The 23,131-nt window shown below is 40.6% G+C and carries 18 protein-coding genes and 4 tRNA genes; 1 reads left to right on the forward strand and 21 read right to left on the reverse strand.

Annotated features, from left to right (window positions below; genetic code table 11):
* Nucleotides 1-118 precede the first annotated feature (118 nt).
* Nucleotides 119-1,708, forward strand: coding sequence for a peptide chain release factor 3 (locus tag QHT84_RS08605; RefSeq protein WP_283239152.1), 1,590 nt, complete (start codon nt 119-121; stop codon nt 1,706-1,708).
* Between the two features lie 68 nt (nt 1,709-1,776).
* Here the strand turns inward: QHT84_RS08605 and QHT84_RS08610 are convergent, their stop codons facing one another.
* From QHT84_RS08610 to QHT84_RS08710, 21 genes are all read right to left on the reverse strand, one after another.
* On the reverse strand, nt 1,777-1,989 hold the full coding sequence (locus QHT84_RS08610; protein ID WP_283239153.1) for a hypothetical protein: 213 nt from the start codon (nt 1,987-1,989) through the stop codon (nt 1,777-1,779).
* A gap of 15 nt (nt 1,990-2,004) precedes the next feature.
* Nucleotides 2,005-5,157 (reverse strand): glycine-rich domain-containing protein, encoded by a 3,153-nt coding sequence (locus tag QHT84_RS08615; RefSeq protein ID WP_283239154.1) that lies wholly within the window; start codon nt 5,155-5,157, stop codon nt 2,005-2,007.
* Nucleotides 5,158-5,609: 452 nt separating this feature from the next.
* Nucleotides 5,610-5,921 (reverse strand): DUF3467 domain-containing protein, encoded by a 312-nt coding sequence (locus QHT84_RS08620; protein WP_283239155.1) that lies wholly within the window; start codon nt 5,919-5,921, stop codon nt 5,610-5,612.
* 2 nt (nt 5,922-5,923) lie between these two features.
* On the reverse strand, nt 5,924-10,228 hold the full coding sequence (gene rpoC, locus QHT84_RS08625) for a DNA-directed RNA polymerase subunit beta' (protein ID WP_283239156.1): 4,305 nt from the start codon (nt 10,226-10,228) through the stop codon (nt 5,924-5,926).
* A gap of 92 nt (nt 10,229-10,320) precedes the next feature.
* The gene (gene rpoB, locus QHT84_RS08630; protein WP_283239157.1) at nt 10,321-14,133 is read right to left on the reverse strand and encodes a DNA-directed RNA polymerase subunit beta; all 3,813 of its coding nucleotides are present in this window, start codon (nt 14,131-14,133) and stop codon (nt 10,321-10,323) included.
* Nucleotides 14,134-14,401: 268 nt separating this feature from the next.
* A complete protein-coding gene (gene rplL, locus QHT84_RS08635; protein WP_283239158.1) occupies nt 14,402-14,776 on the reverse strand; it encodes a 50S ribosomal protein L7/L12 in 375 nt (124 codons plus the stop codon).
* A gap of 53 nt (nt 14,777-14,829) precedes the next feature.
* Nucleotides 14,830-15,330 (reverse strand): 50S ribosomal protein L10, encoded by a 501-nt coding sequence (gene rplJ / locus QHT84_RS08640; RefSeq protein ID WP_283239159.1) that lies wholly within the window; start codon nt 15,328-15,330, stop codon nt 14,830-14,832.
* A gap of 22 nt (nt 15,331-15,352) precedes the next feature.
* Nucleotides 15,353-16,042, reverse strand: coding sequence for a 50S ribosomal protein L1 (gene rplA / locus QHT84_RS08645; RefSeq protein ID WP_283239160.1), 690 nt, complete (start codon nt 16,040-16,042; stop codon nt 15,353-15,355).
* A 3-nt stretch (nt 16,043-16,045) separates the two neighbouring features.
* Nucleotides 16,046-16,492 (reverse strand): 50S ribosomal protein L11, encoded by a 447-nt coding sequence (gene rplK / locus QHT84_RS08650; RefSeq protein ID WP_283239161.1) that lies wholly within the window; start codon nt 16,490-16,492, stop codon nt 16,046-16,048.
* A 68-nt stretch (nt 16,493-16,560) separates the two neighbouring features.
* Nucleotides 16,561-17,112 carry a transcription termination/antitermination protein NusG gene (gene nusG / locus QHT84_RS08655; protein ID WP_283239162.1) on the reverse strand — a complete coding sequence of 184 codons (552 nt, stop codon included), beginning with the start codon at nt 17,110-17,112 and terminating at the stop codon, nt 16,561-16,563.
* A gap of 10 nt (nt 17,113-17,122) precedes the next feature.
* A complete protein-coding gene (secE, locus tag QHT84_RS08660) occupies nt 17,123-17,320 on the reverse strand; it encodes a preprotein translocase subunit SecE (RefSeq protein WP_283239163.1) in 198 nt (65 codons plus the stop codon).
* A 16-nt stretch (nt 17,321-17,336) separates the two neighbouring features.
* Nucleotides 17,337-17,407 (reverse strand) — tRNA-Trp (locus QHT84_RS08665).
* A 64-nt stretch (nt 17,408-17,471) separates the two neighbouring features.
* A complete protein-coding gene (tuf, locus tag QHT84_RS08670) occupies nt 17,472-18,659 on the reverse strand; it encodes an elongation factor Tu (RefSeq protein ID WP_283239164.1) in 1,188 nt (395 codons plus the stop codon).
* Nucleotides 18,660-18,714: 55 nt separating this feature from the next.
* Nucleotides 18,715-18,786 (reverse strand) — tRNA-Thr (locus QHT84_RS08675).
* Nucleotides 18,787-18,962: 176 nt separating this feature from the next.
* Nucleotides 18,963-19,044 (reverse strand) — tRNA-Tyr (locus tag QHT84_RS08680).
* A gap of 35 nt (nt 19,045-19,079) precedes the next feature.
* Nucleotides 19,080-19,153, reverse strand: a tRNA-Thr gene (locus QHT84_RS08685).
* Between the two features lie 88 nt (nt 19,154-19,241).
* Nucleotides 19,242-19,544 (reverse strand): ribosome hibernation-promoting factor, HPF/YfiA family, encoded by a 303-nt coding sequence (hpf, locus tag QHT84_RS08690; RefSeq protein WP_283239165.1) that lies wholly within the window; start codon nt 19,542-19,544, stop codon nt 19,242-19,244.
* A gap of 32 nt (nt 19,545-19,576) precedes the next feature.
* Nucleotides 19,577-20,473 (reverse strand): tyrosine-type recombinase/integrase, encoded by an 897-nt coding sequence (locus tag QHT84_RS08695; RefSeq protein WP_283239166.1) that lies wholly within the window; start codon nt 20,471-20,473, stop codon nt 19,577-19,579.
* A gap of 69 nt (nt 20,474-20,542) precedes the next feature.
* The gene (gene rpsU, locus QHT84_RS08700; RefSeq protein ID WP_283239167.1) at nt 20,543-20,737 is read right to left on the reverse strand and encodes a 30S ribosomal protein S21; all 195 of its coding nucleotides are present in this window, start codon (nt 20,735-20,737) and stop codon (nt 20,543-20,545) included.
* Between the two features lie 315 nt (nt 20,738-21,052).
* On the reverse strand, nt 21,053-22,222 hold the full coding sequence (locus QHT84_RS08705; protein ID WP_283239168.1) for an acyl-CoA dehydrogenase family protein: 1,170 nt from the start codon (nt 22,220-22,222) through the stop codon (nt 21,053-21,055).
* Nucleotides 22,223-22,254: 32 nt separating this feature from the next.
* Nucleotides 22,255-23,127, reverse strand: coding sequence for a helix-hairpin-helix domain-containing protein (locus QHT84_RS08710; RefSeq protein WP_283239169.1), 873 nt, complete (start codon nt 23,125-23,127; stop codon nt 22,255-22,257).
* Nucleotides 23,128-23,131: the final 4 nt, after the last annotated feature.

The raw sequence follows: 23,131 nt of genomic DNA on the forward strand, positions 1-23,131 counted from the left end.
TAACAAAATTTTATTAACAGAACTTTAAGCCGTTTTCGCTTTCTGAAAAACACACCTGAAATACATATCCGAATTGTGCGCAAATAATAGTATTTTTGCAGACCATTTAGAAAAAAATATGAGTTTTTTAAAAGAAATACAACGTCGCAGAACTTTTGGAATTATTTCGCATCCCGATGCCGGAAAAACAACGCTGACCGAGAAGCTGTTGCTTTTTGGAGGCGCTATTCAGGAAGCCGGTGCCGTGAAGAACAATAAGATAAAGAAGGGCGCTACTTCCGACTTTATGGAAATCGAAAGGCAAAGAGGAATTTCGGTAGCTACCTCTGTGTTGGCCTTTAATTACAAGGACAAGAAGATTAATATCCTTGATACACCCGGTCACAAAGATTTTGCCGAAGATACGTTCAGAACGTTAACAGCGGTAGACAGTGTTATTGTGGTGATTGATGTGGCGAAAGGAGTTGAGGAACAAACCGAAAAATTGGTGGAAGTTTGCCGTATGCGTAACATTCCGATGATTGTTTTTATCAACAAATTAGACCGAGAAGGAAAAGACGCCTTTGATTTGATGGATGAAGTAGAGCAAAAACTCAAATTGAGTGTCACACCCTTGAGTTTTCCTATCGGTATGGGGTATGATTTTCAGGGAATATATAATATTTGGGAGCGAAACATCAATCTTTTTAGTGGCGACAGCAGAAAAAACATTGAAGACACCATTGCCTTTTCGGATATTAACAGCCCTGAATTGGAAAAAATCATTGGGGAAAAACCGGCGGTAAAGTTGCGAGACGAATTAGAATTGATTTCGGAAGTGTATCCGGCTTTTGATCGCGAAGCGTATTTGAATGGCGATTTACAACCGGTATTTTTCGGATCGGCTTTAAACAATTTCGGAGTACGGGAATTGTTGGATTGTTTTATTGAAATTGCACCTTCGCCTCGAGCCAAAGAATCGGAAACCCGTTTGGTACATCCGGAAGAAGAAAAAATGAGCGGGTTTGTATTTAAAATCCATGCCAATATGGATCCGAAACACCGGGACCGATTGGCGTTTGTTAAAATCGTTTCGGGGACTTTTGAGCGAAACAAACCCTACACACATGTTCGACTGAATAAGAATTTGAAATTCTCCAGTCCGAATGCTTTCTTTGCCGAGAAAAAAGAAATTGTCGATATCTCTTATCCCGGCGATATTGTAGGATTACACGATACCGGGAATTTCAAAATCGGCGATACCTTAACCGAAGGCGAATTGATGAATTTTAAAGGCATACCAAGTTTTTCTCCCGAGCATTTCCGTTACATTAACAATGCCGACCCGCTAAAAGCGAAGCAATTGGAGAAAGGCGTAGATCAGTTGATGGATGAAGGTGTGGCCCAGTTGTTTACTTTGGAAATGAACAACCGAAAAGTAATCGGAACTGTCGGAGCCTTACAGTATGAAGTAATTCAGTACCGATTAGAGCACGAATACGGCGCCAAATGCAGCTACGAAAACTTTCCGGTGCACAAAGCGTGTTGGGTAAAACCCAATGATCCGAAAAGCGAAGAATTCAAAGAGTTTAAAAGAATCAAACAGAAGTTTTTAGCGCATGACAAATATGGGCAACTGGTCTTCTTGGCCGATTCGGAGTTTACCATTCAAATGACGCAAAGCAAGTTTCCGAATGTGAAGTTGTACTTTACCTCGGAATTTGAATAAAAAAAAAGAAGACGTCAAAAAAAAAATCCACTATACAGTGGATTTTTTTTTAGATATAATTTTAAATCTTAGCGATTTATTTTGGTTTTTTGGCGTAACAAAAGATACCCCAATCCTACTGCAGTAACCAGCAGTAACGGAACGTAAAAATCGACACTGGCTGCCGGGGTATTGTCATCTGTATCATCACCAAAATCTTCTTGTGCCTGTAGCGAAGATGTTGTAATACAAAGTAACACTATCGTAAAAACTATTTTATTTACATATTTCATGGCGCTCATAAAGTCCTTTTGTTATTAATTATTTACTATCCATTTTTTAGTGGCTTCTTTACCGTTTTGAGCTACTTTAACATAGTATACTCCTTTGGTTAAATTCGCAGGGACATTGTATTGTCTGGCCATTCCGTCAATTTCTCCCGCAATTACCGGAATTTGTTGTCCAAGAGCATTGTACAATACAACACTGGTGTTTTCATCCCATGTCGGCAAATTTAAATAAAATAAATTACCGTTAGCAGGATTTGGATATAAACTCACAAAAGATTCAAAATTCACATTGCCTAAAGCATTCACATCGAAAACTACTTTAAAGCGGTTTTCACCATACGATTGAACGTCTGTGGTAGTAGTGAACGTAACAAATGCATCCTCATTTAATGCGATAGGGGTTTGGGTATTTAGATATTGATCTACCAAAAATGCTGAAACAGAAGCATCAAAATCGGAAGTTTCAAATTTAAATGTGTACGATTTATTAGCTGTAAAGCGCAATGTTTTTAACATTAATTCATCCGTAGCAGCTACAGGAGACATCGTTGCCATCGCTAATTTTTGGTTGGAATTAAACCAAGCGACATTCTCTCCTGCCGATTCTAACTTTTCTACATCACCGGCATCAATAGCATTGGTAAAATCGGAACCAAAAAAAGCAACTGCTCCATCGATTGGCGAACTTCCTAAAGCCAACTCATTAGGTTCATATACTAACAACCCTAATTTACTGAAAGTGGTGACATCATTGTAGGATTGTTGTGTTCTGAAAACGCTGGTGTAAGTATCGGCCTTATCATTTTCGTCAAACGTTAAGGTTCCCGGTGTTCCTAAGGTTGTGTTTCGCACAAAGAAAGCCTGACCCGGTTGGATGTAACGTCCTACTTGTGAAGAACCGGAATTCCCCATACTGTTAAATCCGGTAGCTACACTGTACGCTACATAGCGCCCTCTTTGTGAAGAGGTTCCCATGTTAGCATCCCAGGCATAATAGGTATCCAATAGACCGGAGCGAGATACGGCATGCCAATCTACGGAACACACGTACGGATTCCCTACTAAACTAAATCCGTTAGTAGTAGTATTGGTGGTGTTATTGATGGCCGGAGTACTCGATACATTCATAACCACTTGTCCGACTCTTAAAGCCCCGGTAGCGCTCAAAGTGACCGCTGTATTCATATTGGCTGCAGATGCGCTGGTTAACAACGATGGAGTTCTGTCTCCTCTGATTAATATTCTATATCCCATACCAGCCTCTAAATTGGTAGCATTGGTATTGGGAATCGCTGTCCATCCTGTACCCGAAGCCACTGTATTATTATAAGTATACATAGACGGACTTCCCGATACTGTAGCATCAAAACCACCCGCACCTGTAGTGGAACCGGTAATATGTGTTGCTTCTTGCCAACTTCCTGATATAAACTCGGTAGTAGTTACACCCGGTGTTAAAAAACGGAACGCTCTTTTTCCCAGCGGGATATAACGTTCCACTGTCACATTAGTGGCATTATTCAATGACCCTGAAACTTGACCGATAGCCCCGGTTCCGGTAGCATCCGAAAGAATAGTCACCGATTTTCCTCCAAAATCAGCATTACCGTCAATGGTTAAGTTGGATTGTGACCCAATAGTCAAACTTCCGGTGCCTGACAAGGTTAGTGTTTTTCCTGAACCTAATGTAAAATCAACGTTCAAAACAGGAGCATTAGGAGAGCTCGTAGAAATGATAATATTATTAGTTGCACTAGGCAAACCACAACTCCAATTTGAAACATCATTCCATGCTGAACTTGTTGTACCCACCCATGAAGTTGTTCCCGTAACGGTAATTGTACCTGTCGCATTTACGCTGCCACAGCCCCCTGTCAAAGGGATACTGTAATTATAAGTTCCCGAAATGGTTGGTGTTCCGCTGATTGTAATTGTATTTGACGACCATACCGCCGAAACCCCAGAAGGTAATCCTGTTGGTATACCAATTCCTGTTGCACCCGTAGTTGTATGGGTAACAGTTGTTATGGCAGTACCCGGGCATGTCGTTGGTGTAGACGAAGGAGCACTAGCCGTATTACTAGGTATAACCGTAATACTGGCTGTGTTATTAGCTGTAATTCTAGAGCCAAAATCTGTATTTTGTAAATTGGTAATGGTAATCGTAGTTGCTCCGCCGGAAACAAAACCGCTGGAAATGGTAAACGAACCGCTTCCTGCTGTTGTTACCGTCATTGATGATGTAGCACCGGTTACACTGTTAGCTCCCGATAAGTTATAAGTTACTGTATAATTTCCTGTTGGCAGCCCTATCGCTGATGCTGTTACATTTACCGTTGAAGAACCTCCGGCACAAATCGGTGATGAAGCCGTAGTTCCGGTTATCGAGTATAAATAATACGTCAATCTGATTTGGCCGCTTGAACCCGCACCTCCGGCTCTTGCTGTTGAACCTGAGTTTGTATTTCTTGCTCCGGCACCTCCGGCACCGATTCCTGTTGCAGCCAAAGGTGTACCCGGCGTACTTTGTCCTGCTCTACCTGTCCCTCCGGTTCCTGTACCATCGCCTAACCCTCCGGCTCCGGCAGTAGCTCCAGTAGCATTTCCTCCACTAGCTGTAGAACCGGCACCTCCACCACCGCCTCCACTGGAATTAGAACCTCCTCCATTAGTTCCATTGCCTCCAGCACCACCATTTAATGTAACTCCTACAGTTACAGGTGCCCCTGAATTAATGGATACATTAGTCAACCCTCCTGCTCCACCAACAGCCGAAAGCACGGTTGGTGAGTTGAAGGTGGACGTCCCACCGGCTCCTCCTTGACCATTAGAAACTCCTGCTCCTCCAGCACCGACTGTAAATGTAATAGATGAAGCTGGCGTAACATTACTTGCTCCTCTGGTGTATGAGCCTCCCGCACCACCACCACCGGAAACATTATTACCATTGGTTACGCCACCACCAGCGCCACCGCCTCCCCATAGTTCAATTCTCATTCTTGAAATATCACTTGGGACTGTGAAAGGAGAAGTACTTGTTGTGGTCAAAATGGTTTGAGTCTGTTGTGCGAAAATAAAATTAGATCCAAAAAACAACATTGAAGTTAAAAAAAGTCTGAATCCAACTCTTTTAACTACTATATCTCTCTTCTTATCGGAAAAAGTAATTGCTTTGTTCATAGAAAATTTTATTAATGTTATACCAATTGTTGAACGAAACTACCCTATTGGATAATGTAGAGCAATAAAAATTGTTCAAACGCACAAATTATCGATGTAAACCAAACACGAAGCACTTTATCGTATTTTTTTGACTTTTAAGTGGGACTTACTTTTAGTAAGTAAGTATTTTACTTCAAAATCTTTCTATCTGAATACATCTCAAAAGAACAAAAAAAAAATCCATCACGGATGGATTTTGTCGTCAAAATGCACTTTACTAGTATTTTTGTAATCTTTATTTTATAAATATATATGTTTTATAAGTAAAGTTTTAAAAATAAGATTACACTGATAAACGCTTCCCTGTATATAAAAAGAAGGGTTTTTGACAGCAAGCTGACCTTGAGTATGCACATATAAATGAAGTGTTGAAATAAAAAAGCCTCTCCATCTGGAGAGGCTTTCTATATTTAGGCTTGACCGGTAAGACCGAAATTTAAAGGAATCGGTGGTTGCTCCGTATCCTTAATTTCACCGTTGGCCAATTCGTACCTATGGATATTTTCACCTAAGGCTTTTAAAAATCTTTTGGCGTGTTGTGGTGTCAACACAATCCTCGATTTTACTTTGGCTTTAGGCACACCCGGCATGATGGTTACAAAATCAACTACAAATTCTGAGGCGGAATGGTTAATGATAGCCAAATTGGAATAAATTCCTTCGGCTGTTTTTTCATCCAACTCAATGTTGATTTGTCCTTGTTGTTGATTATTATCACTCATGATTAATAGATATATTCTTCTTTATTAGCCATGATTTCATTGTAATCGTCTTTCGAGCCTACAATGGTGTGATCGTAATCGCGCATACCGGTTCCCGCAGGAATTCTGTGACCCACGATAACATTTTCTTTCAATCCTTCCAAGGTATCTACTTTACCTGCCACCGCAGCTTCGTTCAATACTTTAGTCGTTTCCTGGAAGGAAGCCGCCGAGATAAATGATTTGGTTTGTAATGACGCTCTGGTAATACCTTGTAGCACCGGAGTCGCGGTAGCCGTGATGACATCACGAGCTACTACTTGGTTTTTGTCATTACGTTTCAACAACGAATTTTCATCTCTTAACTCACGTGGCGATACAATTTGACCCGGTTTTAACACTTCAGAGTCTCCGGCATCTTCCACTACTTTCATTCCGTATAACTTATCATTTTCTTCGATAAAGTCGGCAGTATGTACCAATTGCTCTTCCAAGAATAAAGTATCTCCCGGATCTTCAATTTGTACTTTACGCATCATTTGACGAATCACTACTTCAAAGTGCTTGTCGTTGATTTTTACCCCTTGAAGACGATACACTTCCTGAATCTCATTTACCAAGTACTGTTGTACAGCAGATGGCCCTTGGATTCTTAAGATGTCTTCCGGTGTAATCGCGCCGTCAGACAATGGCATACCGGCTTTCACGAAGTCGTTTTCTTGCACTAAGATTTGACTTGACAATTTCACCAAGTATTTTTTCACCTCGCCGAATTTGGATTCGATTACGATTTCACGGTTACCACGTTTGATTTTACCGAAAGAAACTACCCCGTCAATTTCAGACACCACGGCCGGATTCGATGGGTTACGTGCTTCCAACAACTCGGTAATTCTAGGTAAACCTCCTGTGATATCCCCTGCTTTAGAAGAACGGCGTGGAATTTTAACCAAGATTTTACCGGCTTTAATTTTTTCTCCGTCTTCTACCATCAAGTGAGCACCAACCGGTAAGTTGTACGAACGGATTAATTCTCCGTCTTTACCGTATACCAATAAGGTTGGGATTAATTTTTTATTTCTTCCTTCCGAAATTACTTTTTCCTGGAATCCGGTTTGCTCGTCAATTTCCACTTGGAACGTTTGTCCTTGCTCTAAATCTTCGTAAGCAATTTTTCCGGTGAATTCCGAAACAATAACTCCGTTATACGGATCCCATTTACAAATAACCGCTCCTTTTTCAACCACATCACCATCTTTTACATTGATGACAGAACCGTAAGGAATGTTGTGTGTACTTAATAAGATTCCGGTTTTAACATCGGTTAATTTCAACTCTGTGGAACGAGACACTACGATATCTACTTTGTTACCGTCGTTATCTTCTCCAACCACTGTTTTCAAATCTTCGATTTCCAGTTTTCCGCCAAAACGAGCCACAATGCTTGATTCTTCAGAAACTCCACCGGCAACTCCACCCACGTGGAAAGTACGCAAGGTTAACTGTGTACCCGGCTCACCAATAGATTGGGCTGCGATAACACCGACAGCTTCCCCTTTTTGAGTCATTTTTCCGGTAGCCAAGTTTCTTCCGTAACATTTAGCACAGATTCCTTTTTTGGCTTCACAAGTCAATGGCGAACGCACATCTACTTTTTCAACCGGCGATTCTTCGATAGCTTTCACAATCGCTTCTGTGATTTGCTCTCCGGAGTGTACTAAGATTTCGTTGGTTAACGGATTGATGACATCTTGTAATGCCACACGTCCTAAGATTCTTTCTCCTAGTGTTTCTACGATTTCTTCGTTTTTCTTCAAAGCCGAAACTTCGATTCCTCTTAACGTACCACAATCTACAGAGTTTACGATTACGTCTTGAGAAACGTCATGCAAACGACGCGTCAAGTAACCTGCATCGGCCGTTTTCAAAGCGGTATCCGCTAATCCTTTACGAGCACCGTGCGTAGAGATGAAGTATTCCAAAATTGATAACCCTTCTTTAAAGTTGGAAAGAATCGGGTTTTCGATAATTTCTCCACCACCGGCGGTTGATTTTTTCGGCTTCGCCATCAAACCACGCATACCGGTTAACTGACGAATCTGTTCTTTCGATCCACGCGCTCCGGAGTCAAGCATCATGTACACCGAGTTGAATCCTTGTTGGTCTTCTCTAATGTTTTTCATAGCTAACTCCGTCAACAAGGCATTGGTGGAAGTCCACACGTCGATTACCTGATTGTAACGCTCGTTGTTCGTGATAAGACCCATGTTATAGTTCATGGTAATTCCGTCTACTTGTTCACGAGCATCGGCAATCAAATCGTCTTTTCTTTCCGGGATGATGATATCTCCTAAAGAGAATGACAATCCGCCTTTGAAAGCGAATTTGTATCCCATATCTTTCATGTTATCCAAGAAAGCAGCCGTGGTTGGCACATCGGTTACGGCTAAGATTTTACCAATAATATCACGTAATGATTTTTTGGTCAATACTTCGTTGATGTAACCGGCAGCTTCCGGTACTACTTCGTTGAAAAGTACTCTACCGGCAGTTGTTTGGATGATCTTGTATACTAAATCCCCATTTTCATTAAAATCTTTTGCTCTGATTTTGATTCGCGCGTTCAATTCTAAACGGCCTTCATTTAAAGCAATATTTACTTCTTCAGCAGAATAGAACGTTAAGCCTTCGCCTAAGATTTTATGATCAGGTGTCGATAATCTTTCTTTGGTCATGTAGTACAGACCCAAAACCATGTCCTGAGACGGTACGGTAATCGGAGCACCATTGGCCGGGTTTAAGATATTGTGCGAAGCCAACATTAACAATTGGGCTTCCAAAATAGCTTCCGGTCCTAACGGCAAATGCACCGCCATTTGGTCACCGTCGAAATCCGCGTTAAACGCCGTACACACTAACGGGTGTAATTGGATGGCTTTTCCTTCAATCAATTTGGGTTGGAACGCTTGGATACCCAAACGGTGCAACGTAGGAGCACGGTTAAGTAATACCGGATGTCCTTTGATTACATTTTCGAGAATATCCCATACTACAGGCTCTTTTTTATCGATGATTTTCTTAGCCGACTTAACGGTTTTAACAATACCTCTTTCGATTAGTTTACGAATAACGAATGGTTTGTATAGTTCCGCCGCCATATCTTTTGGCAAACCACATTCGAACAATTTCATTTCCGGTCCAACGACAATTACCGAACGAGCCGAATAATCGACACGTTTTCCTAGTAAGTTTTGACGGAAACGACCTTGTTTTCCTTTTAAGGAATCCGAAAGCGATTTTAACGGTCGGTTCGATTCGGTTTTAACTGCAGAAGCTTTACGGGTGTTATCAAACAAGGAATCTACTGATTCTTGTAACATACGTTTTTCGTTTCTCAAGATTACTTCCGGCGCTTTGATTTCCATCAATCGTTTCAAACGGTTGTTACGGATGATTACTCTTCGGTACAAATCGTTCAAATCGGAAGTAGCAAAACGACCCCCATCAAGCGGCACCAACGGACGTAATTCAGGCGGAATTACCGGAATTACTTTTAAAATCATCCACTCCGGACGATTCTCACGGTTTAGGTTAGCCTCGCGGAACGATTCTACTACTTGTAATCTTTTTAACGCTTCTGTTTTTCTTTGTTTCGACGTTTCGTGGTTAGCGCTGTGACGCAATTCGTAGGACAACGCATCCAAATCGGTACGGGCCAATAAATCCATGATACACTCAGCACCCATTTTGGCGATGAATTTATTAGGATCTGAATCGTCTAAATATTGATTCTCCATCGGAAGCGTATCTAAAATATTCAAATACTCTTCTTCGGTTAAGAAATCTAATTTTTGTAATGGTTCGCCTTCTGCATTTTTAGCAATACCAGCTTGGATTACTACGTATCGCTCGTAGTAGATAATCATGTCTAATTTTTTAGACGGCAATCCAAGGATATAACCAATTTTGTTAGGCAACGAACGGAAGTACCAAATGTGCGCAATAGGCACCACCAAATTGATGTGACCTACTCTGTCTCTACGTACTTTTTTCTCGGTTACTTCGACACCACAACGGTCACAAACAATTCCTTTGTAACGGATTCTTTTGTATTTACCACAAGCACATTCGAAATCCTTTACAGGTCCGAAGATACGCTCACAGAAAAGCCCGTCACGCTCCGGTTTGTGCGTTCTATAGTTGATGGTTTCCGGCTTTAACACCTCACCTCTTGACTCAGCCAAGATGGATTCGGGAGAAGCCAATCCTATCGAAATTCTGTCAAATCTTTTGATAGTATTTTTAGTATCTTTATTTCTATTCATCATAGTCGTAAACTTTAAATTTTTGTTTACAGTCACAGTTCCCAGTCACAGTTTACAGCATTTCTGCCCACTGAGACTGAGACTGATTACTGATTTTATTCTTCTAATCTGATGTCTAATCCAAGACCTTTCAATTCATGCATTAATACATTGAATGATTCCGGTAATCCTGGCTCCGGCATAGTTTCTCCCTTAACGATAGCTTCGTAAGTTTTTGCTCTACCGATTACGTCATCCGATTTAACAGTCAAAATTTCTCTAAGCGTACTTGATGCGCCATAAGCTTCAAGTGCCCAAACCTCCATTTCTCCGAAACGCTGACCTCCGAACTGAGCTTTACCTCCTAACGGTTGTTGCGTAATCAACGAGTATGGACCTATAGAACGGGCGTGCATTTTGTCGTCTACCATGTGTCCGAGTTTCAACATATAGATTACTCCTACTGTTGCCGGTTGGTGGAAGCGTTCTCCTGTTCCTCCGTCGTACAAATAGGTATGACCGAATCTTGGGATTCCTGCTTCGTCAGTCAAGGCGTTGATTTGGTCCAGCGTAGCGCCGTCGAAGATTGGTGTAGCAAATTTTCTACCCAAGTTCATTCCGGCCCAACCTAATACCGTCTCATAAATCTGACCGATGTTCATACGCGATGGTACCCCTAGCGGATTCAATACGATATCTACCGGTGTTCCGTCTTCTAAGAACGGCATGTCTTCATGACGAACGATACGAGCTACAATACCTTTGTTTCCGTGACGTCCCGCCATTTTATCACCCACTTTCAGTTTACGCTTCTTAGCGATATATACTTTCGCCAATTTCAAAATACCGGCCGGCAATTCGTCTCCCACAGTGATGGTGAATTTCTCTCTTCTTAAGGCACCTTGTAAATCGTTTAATTTGATTTTGTAGTTGTGAATTAAGTCGTTCACCAAATTGTTGGTTTCTTCATCTGCCACCCATTGTCCTTTAGTTAAGTGCGCAAAATCTTCTACGGCATGTAACATTTTCTGGGTGTATTTTTTACCTTTCGGCAATACTTCTTCACCCAAATCGTTCATGACACCTTGCGATGTTTTTCCGTTTACAATGTTGAATAATTTATCTACCAATTTGTCTTTTAATTCCACAAATTTGGTTTCGAATTCCATTTCCAAAGCCGTCAAATCGTCTTTGTCTTTGGTACGTTTCTTTTTATCTTTTACCGCTCTCGCGAATAATTTTTTATCTAAAACCACACCGTGTAACGATGGAGAAGCTTTCAAGGAAGCATCTTTCACATCACCGGCTTTGTCTCCGAAGATGGCTCTTAAGAGTTTTTCTTCTGGAGTCGGATCGGATTCTCCTTTTGGTGTAATTTTTCCGATTAGAATGTCGCCTGGTTTTACCTCGGCTCCGATTCTGATCATACCGTTTTCATCCAAATCTTTGGTTGCCTCTTCAGAAACGTTCGGGATATCATTGGTTAACTCTTCGTTACCCAATTTGGTATCACGTACTTCCAAAGAATAATCATCTACGTGGATAGACGTAAAGATATCATCACGAACTACTTTTTCAGAAATTACAATCGCATCCTCGAAGTTGTACCCTTTCCAAGGCATGAACGCTACTTTTAGGTTTCTACCCAAAGCCAACTCTCCGTTTTGCGTGGCATATCCTTCACAAAGCACTTGTCCTTTAGTTACTCTGTCGCCTTTTCTTACGATAGGCTTCAAGTTAATCGACGTACTTTGGTTGGTTTTTCGGAACTTGATTAATTGGTATGTTTTTTCATCCGGATCAAAGCTCACCATTCTTTCTTCTTCTGTTCTGTCGTATTTGATGGTAATCATGTTGGCATCAACATACTCTACAGTTCCTTCGCCTTCTGCATTAATCAATACTCTGGAATCAGAAGCGACTTGACGCTCCAAACCGGTTCCTACAATTGGAGCTTCAGGACGTAACAATGGTACGGCCTGACGCATCATGTTGGATCCCATCAACGCACGGTTCGCATCATCATGTTCCAAGAACGGAATTAAGGATGCTGAAATCGAAGCGATTTGGTTTGGCGCTACGTCGGTGTAATGAATTTCAGTTGGATCAACTACCGGGAAATCACCTTCTTCACGGGCAATAACTTTATCGGCCGTAATTTTTCCGTTATCATCCATGGCAATATTAGCCTGAGCAATCATTTTCCCTTCTTCTTCTTCCGCACTTAAATAGATTGGATCGGAAGTTAAGTCGACTGCACCGTTTTTCACTACGCGGTAAGGCGTTTCAATGAACCCCATACTGTTTACTTTGGCGTAAACACCTAACGAGGAAATCAAACCGATGTTTGGTCCTTCCGGCGTTTCAATCGGACATAAACGACCGTAATGGGTATAGTGAACGTCACGAACCTCGAAACCGGCTCTTTCACGAGAAAGACCACCCGGTCCAAGGGCAGACAATCTACGTTTGTGAGTAATCTCGGCCAATGGATTGGTTTGATCCATAAACTGAGATAACTGGTTGGTACCAAAGAAAGAGTTGATAACCGATGACAATGTTTTGGCATTGATCAAATCGATTGGTGTAAACACCTCGTTATCTCTAACATTCATTCTTTCACGGATGGTACGCGCCATACGCGCTAAACCAACACCAAATTGTTGAGACAATTGCTCACCAACGGTTCTCACACGACGGTTAGACAAGTGATCAATATCATCAATCTCCGCTTTAGAGTTAATCAATTCGATTAAATATTTAACGATAGTGATGATGTCTTCTTTCGTTAACACTTGTTTTTCCATAGGGATATCCAAGTTTAACTTTTTGTTCATTCTGTAACGACCTACTTCACCTAAGTTGTAACGTTGGTCAGAGAAGAATAATTTATCGATAATGCCGCGCGCGGTTTCTTCATCAGGCGGTTCTGCATTACGCAACTGACGGTAAATGTGCTCAACAGCTTCTTTTTCTGAGTTAGTTGGATCTTTTTGTAACGTATTGTGAATGATAGCATAATCACCTTGATTGGCATCTTCTTTGTGTAACAAAATAGATTTTACATTAGAATCGATGATTTCTTCCACATTATCTTTGTCGATAATGGTGTCGCGGTCTAAGATAATTTCGTTACGCTCGATAGATACTACTTCTCCGGTATCCTCGTCAACGAAATCCTCATGCCAAGTATTCAATACTCTTGCCGCTAATCGTCGTCCTACGTATTTTTTTAATCCGGTTTTGGATACTTTGATTTCTTCCGCAAGGTCAAAAATCTCCAAAATATCTTTATCTCTTTCGAATCCGATAGCACGGAACAAAGTAGTTACCGGTAATTTTTTCTTTCTATCGATATAGGCATACATGACGCTGTTGATATCGGTAGCAAATTCAATCCATGATCCTTTGAAAGGAATAACTCTGGCAGAATACAACTTAGTTCCGTTAGCATGGAAAGACTGACCAAAGAAAACGCCCGGTGAACGGTGTAATTGCGAAACTACAACACGCTCCGCACCATTAATTACAAAGGTTCCGCTTGGTGTCATGTAAGGAATGGTTCCTAAATACACGTCTTGTACAATAGTTTCGAAGTCTTCGTGTTCCGGATCGGTACAGTACAGTTTTAATCGGGCTTTTAAAGGCACACTGTACGTTAAACCTCTTTCGATACACTCTTGAATGGTGTAACGCGGAGGGTCGACAAAGTAATCTAAGAACTCTAATACAAATTGGTTTCTTGTATCAGTAATTGGAAAGTTTTCCATGAAGGTGTTGTAAAGCCCTTCGTTGCCTCTCTCATCAGATTTGGTTTCCAATTGGAAGAAATCTTTAAAAGATTTTACCTGAACATCCAAGAAGTCGGGATATTGAGGAATGTTTTTAGTAGAGGCAAAATTCAATCTTTCAGTCTGATTTGTTATCATCAATGGACAAAATTTTGATTTTAAAAAAGTAATTTTTGTGTGAGAGCACACTTATTGATTTCTACTTTCCTTTTATAAATAATCAATACCTCTTTAAAAATAAACCAGGAAAATAGTTTGTTTTTTTCTTCGTATTGACTAAGCAATTTTTCGTTTTGTAAACGAGTGGTGATAATAAAACTGAATATAATTTTATTATACGAAAAATGGTTTAGGCCCTTGGACGCATTGTCCAAGGCCTAAACCTAGTTCTAAAACCGGTGTTGGATTATTTTAACTCAACAACAGCTCCAGCTTCTTCTAAAGATTTTTTCAAACCTTCAGCTTCTGCTTTAGAAACTCCTTCTTTGATGTTAGCAGGTGCACCATCAACGATGTCTTTTGCTTCTTTAAGACCTAAACCTGTAAGTTCTTTTACAGCTTTAACTACTGCCAATTTAGAAGCACCAGCATCTTTCAATACTACTGTGAATTCAGTTTGCTCTTCAGCAGCCTCTCCTCCACCGGCTCCACCGGCAGCAACTACTACAGCTGCAGCAGCTGGTTCGATACCATACTCATCTTTTAATATTGTAGCTAAATCATTAACTTCTTTTACAGTTAAGTTAACTAATTGTTCTGCGAATTGTTTCAAATCTGCCATTTTTTCTATCGTTTAAAATGTTCTTTTAATATTTATTTTTTAGTCTGCTCTAATTATTCTGCTGCTTCACCTTTTTGTTCCGCGTTGTTCAACAAAGCCGAAAGGATACGTTTAGCAGGGGATTGAAGTAATCCGATGATTTCACCGATAACTTCTTCTTTAGATTTAAGCGATGCTAAGCTGTCTAACAAGTTATCTCCGATGTAGATTTCTTGATTGATGTAAGCGCCTTTGAATACCGGTTTATCTGATTTCTTTCTGAAATCTTTGATAATTTTTGCTGGAGCGTTAGCGATTTCAGCAATGAATACGGAAGAGTTTCCTTTTAAAACTGACGGTAAGTCGCCGTAATCATTAGCAGAAGCTTCCATGGCTTTTTCAAGTAGGGTGTTTTTAACCACCTCTAATTTGATGCCGGCTTTGAAACAAGCTCTTCTCAAGTTAGATGTCGTTTCTGCATCCAATCCAGATGTATCTGCAATGTAAATTACATTCGTATTAGCCAACTTTGCAGTTAAATCTTCTATCGCGATTGATTTTTCTTCTCTAGTCATAATAAAACTTTTTAACTACCAATTATACTGCTTTAGGATCTAAGGCAATAGCAGGACTCATCGTACTAGACAAGTGGATAGACTTGATGTAAGTACCTTTAGCTGCAGTTGGTTTTAATTTGATTAATGTTTGAATAATTTCGTGAGCGTTATCTACAATTTTGTCGGCTTCGAAAGAGATTCTTCCGATACCCGCATGTACAATTCCGGTTTTATCAACTTTAAAGTCAATTTTACCTGATTTTACTTCTTGTACTGCTTTACCAACTTCCATAGTAACGGTTCCGGTTTTAGGGTTTGGCATCAAACCTCTTGGACCTAACACACGTCCTAACGGACCTAGTTTACCCATAACAGCGGGCATGGTGATGATTACATCCACATCGGTCCAACCGTCTTTGATTTTTTGTAGATAGTCGTCTAAACCTACGTGGTCTGCACCAGCAGCTTTAGCTTCCGCTTCTTTATCCGGAGTAACAAGAGCCAAAACTCTAACGTCTTTACCGGTTCCGTGTGGTAACGTTACCACACCTCTTACCATTTGGTTTGCTTTTCTCGGATCTACTCCTAAACGAACAGCAATATCCACTGACTCATCAAATTTTGCAGAAGCAACTGTTTTCAATAAAGATGAAGCATCTTTTAAGGAATACAATTTGTTTTTCTCAATCTTTGCTGCAGCCTCTTTTTGTTTTTTTGTCAATTTTGCCATGTCTTATCCTTTGTTTAGAGGAGAATCTCCAGTTACAGTTAATCCCATTGATCTAGCTGTTCCAGCAACCATGCTCATAGCAGATTCGATAGTGAATGCATTTAAATCTGGCATTTTGTCCTCGGCAATCGTTTTGATTTGGTCCCATGATACGTTACCAACTTTACGACGATTAGGCTCTCCGGAACCGGATTTAATTTTAGCAGCATCCAATAACTGAATTGCAGCAGGTGGAGTTTTCACGACAAAATCGAACGATTTGTCTTTGTACACGGTAATTTGTACCGGTAACACTTTGCCGGGTTGATCTTGGGTTCTGGCATTAAATTGCTTACAGAATTCCATGATATTAACCCCAGCAGCTCCCAAAGCAGGTCCAACCGGTGGCGACGGGTTCGCAGCACCTCCCTTAACTTGTAGTTTAACTACTTTACTAATTTCTTTAGCCATTTCTTAAAAAATTTTGCATCTCTCAATTGGAAGCGATTGACGCGGGTTATAATATATGTAACAAAAAATTATACTTTTTCAACTTGCATAAAGCTCAATTCCAATGGTGTTTTTCTTCCGAAAATTTTCACCATCACTTCCAGCTTACGCTTTTCTTCATTGATTTTATCAATGGTTCCGTTGAAGCCATTGAAAGGACCATCAATTACCTTAATGGTTTCACCTACGTTGAACGGGATATTTTGGGTATCGGTATTAACCGCCAATTCGTCCACTTTTCCAAGCATTCTGTTAACTTCAGACAAACGCAAAGGCACCGGATCACCACCTTTAACTTCTCCTAAGAAACCAATCACACCGGTGATTGACTTAATAATATGAGGTATCTCACCAACCAAATTAGCTTCAATCATGACATAGCCGGGAAAGTATACTTTATCCTTAGCTATCTTTTTCCCGTCACGCACTTGCACCACTTTTTCAGTCGGAACCAATACTTGAGAGATATAATCTGACATGCCCAAACGGTTAATTTCAGTCTCGATATAAGCTTTTACCTTATTTTCTTGACCACTTACCGCTCTTACCACATACCATTTTTTTACATTAATATCAGCCATTTCAGAAAAATTATGGTTTTAATAACTTAAAGAATCCGGCAATCACTTTTGCACAAGATTCATCAACACCCCAAGTTACCAAGGCTAGAACAATTGAAAACACCGCCACAATAATAGTGTACTTTTGAACTTCAGCCCATTCCGGCCAAGTCACGTTAGATTTCAACTCTTCAAACGCTTCTGATATATAATTAACAATTTTTGCCATTGTAAATATTTTTTTGCACGGGCGGGAGGATTCGAACCACCATCAACGGTTTTGGAGACCGCTATTCTACCCTTGAACTACGCCCGTTTCATTAAAAACCAGTGTCGTCTGTATAGACGACGACACTGGAATTATTATTTGAATTAGATAATTAGTCTAAAATTTCAGTTACCTGACCAGCACCAACTGTTCTACCACCCTCACGGATAGCGAAACGTAAACCTACGTTTAATGCAATTGGGCTCAACAATTCAACTGAAATCGTTAAGTTATCACCCGGCATTACCATTTCTACACCAGCAGGTAATGAAATGATACCCGTTACGTCGGTTGTACGAACGTAAAATTGCGGACGATAGTTATTGTGGAATGGAGTGTGACGTCCACCTTCTTCTTTTTTCAAGATATACACCTCAGCTTTGAATTTAGCGTGTGGTTTTACTGAACCTGGTTTACAGATTACCATTCCACGACGGATATCAGCTTTGTCAATACCTCTCAACAACAAACCTACGTTGTCACCGGCTTCACCACGGTCAAGGATTTTACGGAACATCTCAACTCCAGTAATTGTAGAAGTCAATTTGTCAGCACCCATACCAATGATTTCAACAGGATCTCCAGTGTTAGCCACACCAGTTTCGATACGACCTGTAGCTACAGTTCCACGACCAGTGATTGTAAACACGTCCTCAACAGGCATCAAGAATGGCTTAGCGTTGTCACGTACCGGCTCTTCAATCCAGTTATCAACAGCCTCCATCAATTCGATGATTTTAGGAACCCAAGCCGGATCATTGTTCAATCCACCCAAAGCAGAACCTTGGATTACCGGACCGTTATCTCCATCATATTCGTAGAAAGACAATAAGTCTCTGATTTCCATTTCTACCAACTCTAATAATTCCGCATCATCAACCATATCCACTTTGTTCATGAATACAACGATTCTTGGAATACCTACCTGACGTCCTAAAAGGATGTGCTCACGAGTTTGTGGCATCGGACCATCTGTAGCAGCAACTACCAAAATAGCACCGTCCATTTGAGCAGCACCGGTAACCATGTTCTTAACGTAATCCGCGTGACCTGGACAGTCAACGTGAGCGTAGTGACGGTTAGCAGTTTCATACTCTACGTGTGAAGTATTGATAGTAATACCTCTTTCTTTTTCTTCCGGAGCGTTATCAATTTGATCAAATGATTTCGCTTGACAATAACCTGCATCAGACAATACTTTAGTGATTGCAGCAGTTAAAGTAGTTTTTCCGTGATCTACGTGACCAATAGTACCTATGTTAAGGTGTGGCTTGGTACGACTAAAATTCTCTTTTGCCATTTTACTTAATTTTTAATCTTAGTTTATATATTAGTGTTCAAATTTTACAAATTTGAGCCAATGACGGGATTTGAACCCGTGACCTCTTCCTTACCAAGGAAGCACTCTACCCCTGAGCTACACCGGCTTGTGTGTTCAGAAGTTTAGACCTCAGAATTCAGAAACCTCTAAACCCCTATTTCTAAATTCCGATTGAATTACCGCCTTTAGGCGATGATTCTGATAAGGCGTTGCCTTATCCAAAGTTTTTAAATTTCATTTCTCGAAAGCGAACTTTTCCGAAAATGCCTTTCAAAAACTTTGTGGGGAGAGCAGGATTCGAACCTGCGAAGACTTAGTCAGCAGATTTACAGTCTGCCCTCGTTGGCCGCTTGAGTATCTCCCCTTAACCTTTTTGTTTTCAATATTCTAAAGAACTTGAGCCGATAGAGGGACTCGAACCCACGACCTGCTGATTACAAATCAGCTGCTCTAGCCAGCTGAGCTACACCGGCAACAATAAAAAAAGTCCGCTATTTCTAACGGACTGCAAATGTAGGCATTTTATCTTTTAATCAAAACATTTTTAGAAAAATTTTTCTGTTAGATGTGCGTTCTGATTTTTTCCTTTCTTTTTACTAATAATCTTTCCAACGATTCCGACGATAACTCCACTGCTTCCTCAAATGTTTTACATTGTTTTTTCACCATAAAATCATCTCCGGGTACGTGAATTTTCACCTCTACAATTTTATTTTCCTTCTCACTGGTATTGTCTACCTTTAAAAAAACATCTGACGAAACCACTCGGTCATAAAATTTTTCCAATTTATTGAGTCTTTCGTTGATAAAATCAACCAACTTTCTGTCGACAGTGAAGTTTACTGCATGAACATTTACCTTCATAATTACATTTTTATAGATTAAACATGGTCGAACTATTGCTTGTTTCTGGGATGAGCCTCGCCGTAAACTTTTTTGAGTTCCGCTAAACTGCTGTGCGTGTAGACTTGGGTAGAAGCCAAACTCGAATGCCCCAATAGCTCTTTAACTGAATTAATATCCGCTCCGTTATTTAACAGGTGAGTCGCAAATGTATGGCGCAAAATATGCGGACTCTTTTTGACCTTCTCGGAGACATTACTAAAGTAATAATTTATTAAACGATACACAAACGAATCGTTCAATTTAACGCCTTTTAACAGTAGAAAAAAATAGTCTTTATCGATAATGCTTGGTAATTGGGCTCTTTCCGACAGGTACAAAGCCATCTGATGTTGCACTATCGGTAAAATCGGAATAATGCGCTCCTTATTTCTTTTCCCCAACACTTTTATGGTACCTCCCGACAAATCCACATCGTGCATTTGTAAATGAATCAGTTCGGTTCTTCGGATTCCGGTGGTGTAAAACAAATCTACAATCAACTTGTCGCGTACCCCCTCAAACCCTTCCGGATATACAATCTGATTCAATACCAAGTCGACTTCTTTTTCCGAAAAAGGAATCTGGATTTTTTTCGGCGACTTCAACGCCTTATGTTTCAATAGCGGACTGGCCGTGATATGTCCCGTTTTGAGCAAAAATTTGTAAAACGATTTTAACGAAGCGATTTTGCGGTTAATACTGGCGTTCGAAATACCGTCATCCGAAAGCGCTACAATCCAAGCCCGAATCTGACTGTAATGTACCCTTGCCAAATCGGCATCATCAAACGCGGCACTCAAAAACGATTCAAAAAACAACAAATCATTCCCATAAGCGGTCGCCGTATGCCGAGAGTATTTTTTCTCCAACAACAAGTAGTCTAAAAATTTTTGCTTCAATGTATCCATAAAAAAACCGCGAGTATCAAAGTTAGTAAACTTTAATGACTCGCGGCAGTATCTTTAGGTCGAATTTAACTATCCTTCCAAATTGTCTCTTAAGGTTTGAATATATTGAGCTTTCTGAATCTGAGCTCTTCTCACCACCGATGGCTTAGTAAACGCCTGACGCGCTCTAAGTTGTCTTACGGTTCCGGTTTTATCGAATTTTCTCTTGTAGCGCTTTAATGCTCTATCAATGTTTTCTCCGTCTTTAATGGGTATAATCAACATAATTTAGACACCTCCTCTCATTTAGTGGGCGCAAAGATATAAATAATTATGACTCGAGCAAAACAAATTAAAATTTGTTTTGAGAACAGGCGAAGCAATTTTGAATTGTAAATTACAAATTATTTTCATGGCGTGCCGGTGGCTACACCAACGTCCTTCAATCGGAAACTTCAACATAGCCACCGTCGGGCTGTACGTTGCAATCTTTTACTTCGCAAAAGGATTTCCACTTCCATCCCTCACGCAAAAGAAAACAACAAGCAAAACATAAAAGGGATAAGCCCTCTGAACTTATCCCTTTTCCTTTATCTCTTGTTACTTCACCGCCGGCTGGTAACTTTGCTTGTCAATAATCATCTTCGACAAAATCTCTCTCAAAATTTCCGAAGTCCCGCCACCAATCGGCCCCAATCGGCTGTCGCGTAACAGTCGCGCCAACGGATACTCTTCCATATACCCGTAGCCGCCCAACATTTGCAAACACGCATATATCGCCTCATCGGCTACTTTAGTCGATTTTAATTTAGCCATCGTGGCCTCTTTCACCACATATTCGCCTTTGTTCAAACGAGCAACCGCTGCATAGTTGAAAATCTTACAGTGCTCCACTTCGGTCGCATGATCTACCATAGTGTGGCGCAACGCCTGAAACTTGTTAATGGCTTTACCAAACGCTTCGCGCTGCGACATGTATTCTAAAGTATAGTTTATGGCATATTCGGCACGGGCATGCGCATTAATCGCCATAATCAAGCGCTCCAACGCAAAGTGCTGCATAATATACGGAAACCCTTTGCCTTCTTCACCCATTAAATTGGCAGCCGGAATCTCTACATTGTCAAAAGAAATCTCTGCCGTATCCGAAGCTCTCCAACCTAATTTATCCAATTTGGTAGCACTAATACCCTTGGTAGCCGTATCCACCAAAAAGATACTGATGCCTTTATTTCCTAATTCCGGACTGGTTTTCGCTGCTACGACATAGTAGTCGGCATACACACCGTTGGTAATAAAAGTTTTGGATCCGTTAATAATGTATTTGTCGCCCTGCTTCACCGCCGTAGTTCGCATACCGGCTACATCACTGCCGCCGAAAGGTTCGGTTAAACACAACGCGCCGATTTTCTCACCGGCAATACTCGCCGTTAAATATTCTTGCTTGATGCGCTCATCGCCCTCGGCATTCAAGTGCGTCATCGCCAAATAGGCATGAGCCCACATGGCTGCCGCAAAACCGGAAGATTTTATCTTTTGAAGTTCTTCTAAAAAGACTACGGTGTAAAATAAATCCAAATTCAAACCACCGTAAGCCTCAGGATAGGCCAACCCAAAGAAACCCATGTCCCCGAATTTCTTCCAAATAAAACGCTCAATGGTTCCTGTTTTTTCCCATTTCTCAATATGTGGCACTACTTCTTTTTGCAGAAAATCCTGCAAACTCTTTCTGAACAACTCGTGTTCTTCGGTAAAATACGTTGAATTCATACAATACGACAGTTCTTTTTTTAGCTATTTTTTTAGAATTCCAAATATAAGGCAATTATTTTTATCTTATCAACAGGAAAACCTTTAATATTTGCTAAATCCTCAATTTTAATATCCCCTTTCATACTGCGGTGAACCACAACAGCTTTGGCAGTCTCGTATTGAAAAAAGGGAAATTGAGTCAACTCTTTGACTGTAGCACTGTTAACATTAATCTTTTTGATTTTGGCAACCGATTGCACTTCAAAACGGGTATGGAGTTGCTGAATCACTTCGGGCGATAATCCCCAAACATCTTGCAGCTGCTCCATGGAAACAAAAGCACCTAACTTTTCTTTTTGTTGTAAAATTCGATCCGAAATCTTATCGCCAATCCCATATACCTGCATCAAATCTTCTTTAGACGCTTCATTAATATCACGCTTCTTGACGGTTGTTGCCTTGGCGGGCTCGTATGTGGTAAAATGGCCTCCTCTTTTTTGTGACTTTGTTACCCAATCGGGAAATTTAAAGTATGGCGCCATGGTCTTGAGTAATGAATCGGAAACTTGCGTCACCTGCTGAAACTCGGTGGCTGAATTCACAAACTTATTTTGCTTTCGATACGCTAATAATCTGTCTATTTCCGCGACCGACATGCCCAATTGATAGCCTTTGAAATCCGTAATAAAATTGGGATTAAATGGATACAGCTTCGGTTTGTATTGTTTTTGTTCGAGCTTCATACTATCGATTACCGCTTGCTTTGACAACCACAACGCCCTTTCTTTTTCATTCACCACAGCCTCTGAAAAATAGACTAAACTCTCCAGCCAAGGAATGCTAATTGCTATTGCAAATAACAACACCAGACCTATGCGTTGGCTTTTCGAAAAACTGATAAATGATTTTAAAATTCCCTGCATAACA

Origin of the sequence: Flavobacterium sedimenticola (assembly GCF_030053345.1) — a bacterium.
Classification (GTDB): domain Bacteria; phylum Bacteroidota; class Bacteroidia; order Flavobacteriales; family Flavobacteriaceae; genus Flavobacterium; species Flavobacterium sedimenticola.